We start from the raw sequence: 4,788 nt of genomic DNA, 5'->3' as shown, positions 1-4,788 counted from the left end.
GCCGGCGCGGGGGCGCCCACGGGCGGCGTCGTGGAGGTCGCCGCCGTCACGCCCGCGCTGGCGGCCTTGGCCGCGGCGGCCGGGTTCGGCGCCGGGATCGGCAGGCTCGAGCCCTTGGTGTGCAGGAAGGCGATGATGTTGATGCGGTCTTCCGGCTTCTTCAGGCCGACGAAGGTCATCTTCGAGCCCGGGATATAGGCCTGCGGGTTCTTGATGAACTCGTAGACGTGTTCGTAGTCCCAGATCGGGGTCTTGGCGGCGAAGGCCTGCATGGCCGGCGAATAGGAGAAGCCGGCCTCCGAGCCGGGCTTGCGGCCGACGACGCCGTTGAGGTTCGGGCCGGTGCCGTTGGCGGTCAGGCTGTGGCAGGACTGGCACTTGGCGAACACCTGCTCGCCGGCGGCCACGTCGGCCTTCGGCAGCACCGTGCCCCAGTCGGGCGGCACGTCGGCGGCGGCCGCCTCGCCGCCGGCCTCGGCCGCGACCTCCACGGTGTAGCCCGGCTTTTCGACCTTCTCTTGGCTGAAGACGCCGCTGGAGAGCTCGCGAAGGCCGAAGATGGCCAGACCCGTCGCCAGCACAGCGCCGGCGACCTTGTTGAAGGTAAGGTCGCTCATAGTCTTGTTATCGTGCCCTCTCACGGCCGGCTTACGCCCGGCGAAAGCGCGGGAATCCCGCCCCTTATTGCGCCCGGCTCTCTTACACGCTACCGGCGCGGGCGCAACCGCCCAAGCGACGCCATGAACCCGATCGTCCTCATTCCCGCCCGGATGGCCGCCACCCGCCTGCCCGGCAAGCCGCTCGCCGACATCGCAGGCGCGCCGATGATCCTGCGGGTGCTGCGCCAGGCCGAAGCCGCCGGCGCGGGGCCCGTCGCGGTGGCCGCGGGCGATTCGGAGATCGTGGACGCGGTGCGGGCCGCGGGCGGGCGCGCGGTGCTGACCGATCCAGCCCTGCCGTCGGGCTCGGACCGCATCCTGGCGGCGCTGGCCGAGCTCGACCCGGACGGGCGCCACGACGTCGTCGTCAACCTGCAGGGCGACATGCCGTTCGTCGAGCCGCAGGTGCTCGGCGCCTGCGTCGACCTTCTGGCCCGCGAGCCCGCCTGCGACATCGCCACCGTCGTGGCGCCGGAGAGCTCGCCCGCCGACCGCGCCAATCCCGACGTCGTCAAGGCGATCCTGGCCTTGGCCCCCGGCGGGTTCAGCGGCCGGGCGCTCTATTTCACCCGCTCGACCCTCTATGGCGACGCGCCCGTGTGGCGTCACATCGGCATCTACGGCTATCGCCGAAAGGCGCTGGAGCGCTTCAACGCCGCCCCGCCCTCGCCGCTGGAACGGCGCGAGAAGCTGGAGCAGCTGCGCGCGCTCGAGCTCGGCCTTTCGATCTGGGCCGCCGTTGCGAAAACCGCCCCCATATCCGTCGACACGCCCGCCGACCTCGCTGAGGCCCGGGCGCACGCGAGAGCCATTCGATGAGCCAGAAGCGCATCGCCTTCCAGGGCGAGCTCGGGGCCAACAGCCACGAGATCTGCCACGCCGCCTATCCGGATTACGAGCCGGTCCCGCACGCCAGCTTCGAGGACGCCTTCGAGGCCGTGCGCTCAGGCGACTGCCGGCTGGGCATGATCCCGGTGGAGAACTCCATCGCCGGCCGCGTGGCCGACGTCCACCACCTGCTGCCCGACTCCGGCCTGAGGATCATCGGCGAGCGGTTCAAGCCGATCCACTTCCAGCTGATGGTCAACCCCGGCGTGACGCTCGACCAGGTGAAGATCGCCTGCTCCATGCCGATCGCGCTCGGCCAATGCCGCAAGGCGCTGCGGCGCCTGGGGTTGAAGACCGAGCCGGTGGGCGACACGGCGCTGGCGGCCAAGATGCTCGCCGAGCGTCCCGACCCGAGCCGGGCGGCCGTCTCGCCGGCGCTGGCGGCGGAGATGTACGGCCTGGACATCCTGCTGCGCGACATCGAGGACGAGCACAACAACACTACCCGCTTCCTGGTGATGACGGCCGAGCCCGATCCGGCCCGGCCGCCGTTCACCGAGCCCTGCATCACCAGCTTCGTGTTCCGGGTGAAGAACCTGCCGGCGGCGCTCTACAAGGCCCTGGGCGGATTCGCGACCAACGGCGTGAACATGATCAAGCTCGAGAGCTACATGGAGAACGGCAGCTTCACGGCCACCTTCTTCTATTGCGAGGTCGAAGGCCGCCCCGAGGACCGCGGCGTGGCCCGCGCCTTCGACGAGCTGCAGTTCTTCTCCGAGAAGTTCGAGATCCTCGGCGTGTACCCGGCGGACCCGTTCCGCAAGCGCTCCCTCCCTTAATTAAGGGAGGGACTCCAAGGCCCAGGTCTTGATCAGCTGGTGGGCGATGGCGTGGGGGGGCGGGCAGAAGACGCCTTCGATCTGGCCGGCGATCAGGGCGCGGGCCTCGCTGCGGGTGAACCAGCGCACTTCCGACAGCTCGGTCTGGTCCGGGCGGCCCTCCTCGTCCTGGACCTCGGCCAGGAGGCCGATCATCAGCGACGACGGATAGGGCCAGGGCTGGCTGGAGTGGTAGCGCACGCTCAGCGCGTGCAGGCCGGCCTCCTCCTCAAGCTCGCGGGCGCAGGCCTCCTCGATCGCCTCGCCGGGCTCCAGGAAGCCCGCGAGGCACGAGAACATGCCCTTCGGCCAGCTCTCCTGCCGGCCCAGCATGCAGCGTTCGCCGTGGTGGGGCAGCATGATCACCACCGGGTCGGTGCGTGGAAAGTGCTCGGCCTCGCAGACCTCGCACACCCGCTTCCAGCCGCCGTCGGCGGGCCGGGTCGGCTTGCCGCAGACCGCGCAGTGGCGGTGCCGGCGGCGCCACTCGAACACCCCCTTGGCGGTGGCGGCGATCGCGGCGTCCGTCGAGGGCAGGGCGAGCGCGATCTGGCGCAGGTCCTCGAACCGGCCCATGCCGGTCACGGACGACGCGCTCGGATCGGCCAGACCCTCCAAGTCGACGGCGAAAACCGGCGTCTGCTTCCAGAGGCCGAGGAACAAGAGCCGCTCCGGCCCGCCGGAAAGCTCGTGCGCGAGCTTCGCCGGCAGGTAGCTCAGCTGGACGCCGCCGTCCTTGGCGTCCTCGACCAGGGGGCGGCCGTTCCACATCGCCAGCGCCAAGGCCTCGCTGGAGTCCAACTGGCGGGTCAACCAGTCCTCGTCGACGCGGTGGTAGCTCGCCCGGTCGAGGGGGTTGCCCGCGAAGCTGTTCAGGAAGAGATCGAGCGCCATGTCCAAGTCTTACGCTGCGGATGCGAACGCGTCATGTCGGCGCTTGCGGGCCGGCACGGCTTGCGCCGCGGCACGTCAGCGGCGATATAGGACGCGGAGGTCGGCTGCGGGCGGACGCCTCGCCAACCCGGTCAGGTCCGGAAGGAAGCAGCCGTAACGAGTTACGCTTCGGGTCGTTGTCCGATCTCCACCTCATTCCGCCCGGGACTCTATGGCCGACGAAGACTTCCTGTCCGAAGACGACCTTCCCGAGCGTGATCCCAACACCGGGGACATGTTCGGCGACGCCGCTCCGCCGCAGGCCGCGGTGGATTCCGGCGCGGAGTCCGCCGCCTACACCGTCATCGCCCGCAAGTACCGGCCCAGGACCTTCGAGCACCTCTACGGCCAGGAAGCGATGGTGCGCACCCTGCGCAACGCCTTCGCCACCGGCCGCATCGCGCACGCCTTCATGCTCACCGGCGTGCGCGGGGTCGGCAAGACGACCACCGCGCGCCTGCTGGCGCGGGCGCTGAACTACCAGACCGACGGCGCCTCCGAGCCGACCATCGACTTCAAGGACGAGGGCCGCCACTGCCGCGCCATCATCGAGGGCCGGCACATGGACGTCCTCGAGCTCGACGCCGCCAGCCGCACGGGCGTCGCCGACATGCGCGAGCTCTTGGAAGGCGTGCGCTATGCGCCGGTCGAGGCCCGCTACAAGGTCTACATCATCGACGAGGTGCACATGCTCTCGACGGGGGCGTTCAACGCGCTCCTGAAGACGCTGGAAGAGCCGCCGCCGCACGCCAAGTTCATCTTCGCCACCACGGAGATCCGCAAGGTGCCGGTGACCATCCTGTCGCGCACCCAGCGCTTCGACCTGCGCCGGGTGGAACCCGACGTCCTCGTCAAGAATCTCGAAATGATCTGCGAGAACGAGGGCGCCCGCGTCGAGGCCGAGGGGCTGATGCTGATCGCCCGCGCAGCCGAAGGCTCGGTGCGCGACGGCCAGTCGATGCTCGACCAGGCGATCGTCCAGGCGCAGGCCGGCCAGACCGTCACCGCCGCCTCGATCCGCGACATGCTGGGCCTGGCCGACCGGGCGCAGACCATCACCCTCTTCGAACAGTTGATGCGCGGCGAGGCGGGGCCGGCGATCGAGACCTTCCGCACCCTCTACGGCTTCGGCGCCAATCCCGACCAGGTGATGCTGGACCTGCTGGACCATTGCCATGGCTCCACGGTCGCCAAGGCGGTGGGGCCGCAGGCGCTGGTGATGCCCAAGGAGCAGGCCGCGCGGCTGGCGGCGATCGGCGCCGCGATCTCCGCCGGGATCCTGTCGCGCATCTGGCAGCTGATGCTGAAGGCCTACGACGAGGTGCGCCGCGCGCCGGACGCCGCGGCCGCGACGGACATGGCGCTGGTGCGCCTGGCCTACGCCGCCGACCTGCCGGGACCTGAGGAGGCGCTGAAGCGGCTGCAGAACGGCGATCCCGTCGGCGGCGGCCCCTCGGGCGGGGGCGGCGGCCAGGCGGCCGCGGCCGGCG

The 4,788-nt window shown here is 70.5% G+C and carries 5 protein-coding genes and 1 other RNA gene; 4 read left to right on the top strand and 2 right to left on the bottom strand.

Annotation, left to right across the window (positions count from 1 at the left end):
- Positions 1–617: cytochrome c family protein (locus VJS38_RS01905; RefSeq protein ID WP_324086462.1), on the bottom strand; the 617-nt coding region annotated here is incomplete at its 3' end.
- 123 nt (positions 618–740) lie between these two features.
- Here VJS38_RS01905 and VJS38_RS01900 point away from each other — a divergent pair.
- Both VJS38_RS01900 and VJS38_RS01895 read left to right on the top strand, forming a co-directional pair.
- Entirely contained in the window at positions 741–1,478 is a 738-nt protein-coding gene (locus VJS38_RS01900; protein ID WP_324086461.1) for a 3-deoxy-manno-octulosonate cytidylyltransferase, read from the top strand.
- Positions 1,475–2,326, top strand: coding sequence for a prephenate dehydratase (locus tag VJS38_RS01895; RefSeq protein ID WP_324086460.1), 852 nt, complete (start codon positions 1,475–1,477; stop codon positions 2,324–2,326). The genes VJS38_RS01900 and VJS38_RS01895 overlap by 4 nt, the downstream gene beginning before the upstream one ends.
- On the opposite strand, the gene nudC is transcribed toward VJS38_RS01895, so the two are convergent.
- A complete protein-coding gene (gene nudC, locus VJS38_RS01890; protein ID WP_324086459.1) occupies positions 2,327–3,259 on the bottom strand; it encodes an NAD(+) diphosphatase in 933 nt (310 codons plus the stop codon).
- Positions 3,260–3,354: 95 nt separating this feature from the next.
- Here nudC and ffs point away from each other — a divergent pair.
- Both ffs and VJS38_RS01880 read left to right on the top strand, forming a co-directional pair.
- Positions 3,355–3,451: signal recognition particle sRNA small type (ffs, locus tag VJS38_RS01885), an RNA gene on the top strand.
- Positions 3,452–3,470: 19 nt separating this feature from the next.
- Positions 3,471–4,788 (top strand): DNA polymerase III subunit gamma/tau (locus VJS38_RS01880; protein WP_414692402.1); only part of this gene is annotated, 1,318 nt, incomplete at its 3' end.

This window comes from Phenylobacterium sp. (assembly GCF_035276905.1).
Classification (GTDB): domain Bacteria; phylum Pseudomonadota; class Alphaproteobacteria; order Caulobacterales; family Caulobacteraceae; genus Phenylobacterium.
The sequence above is the reverse complement of the archived record's forward strand: the minus strand, read 5'-3'. Positions and strand labels throughout refer to the sequence as shown.